Origin of the sequence: Nocardia asiatica NBRC 100129 (assembly GCF_000308415.1) — a bacterium.
Classification (GTDB): Bacteria; Actinomycetota; Actinomycetes; order Mycobacteriales; family Mycobacteriaceae; genus Nocardia; species Nocardia asiatica.
Genome location: NZ_BAFS01000228.1, coordinates 1 through 601, shown reverse-complemented (window position 1 = coordinate 601; position 601 = coordinate 1). Strand labels below are relative to the sequence as shown.

Here is a 601-nt window from a genome sequence, read left to right as displayed (position 1 = left end):
ACCTGCGTCGGCGAACCCCCGCTCCGATACGCCGCCGACCAACTCAGCACATTCGCCGCATACGCCATCGAGTTGTTGTACCGCAACACCGCCCGCAACTCCTGCGACCGATCACGCAGATCCACACCCCCCGAACACAAATACTTCCCCGCCGCCAACGCCGCATCGAACACATTGTGCGGATCGGCCACCCCGTCACCGTTCCCGTCCGCACCATAACCACCCCAGGTCCCCGGCAAGAACTGCATCGGACCCAACGCCCGCACGAACCCCCCATCAGCAGCCCTGATCACCTCATTACCCGGCAACGACCCATCCAACGCCGGACCGAAAATCGGCGTCACCGTCGTCCCCGCCGCATCCGTACGCCCACCCCGCGCATGCCCCGACTCGATCCGCCCGATCCCCGCCAGCAGATTCCACGACAACCCACACCCCGGCGCCGAAGACGCCAACGCCAACTCCGCATTCCGATACGCCGCCAACACCACCTCCGGAATCCCCAACGCACCCCCCACCGCGGGCAACGTAACCTCCTGCAACGGCACCACACCCGCGAACGGCGGCGACACCGCCCGCAACCGCCGCGGCAACTCCGCGG

Annotated in this window: 1 protein-coding gene; it reads right to left on the bottom strand. The window is 67.2% G+C overall.

Features of this window, described 5'->3' with window-relative positions; translation table 11 throughout:
• The coding region (locus ON27_RS22480) for a lytic transglycosylase domain-containing protein (RefSeq protein ID WP_043731300.1) at nt 1-601 on the bottom strand (601 nt) is incomplete at both ends.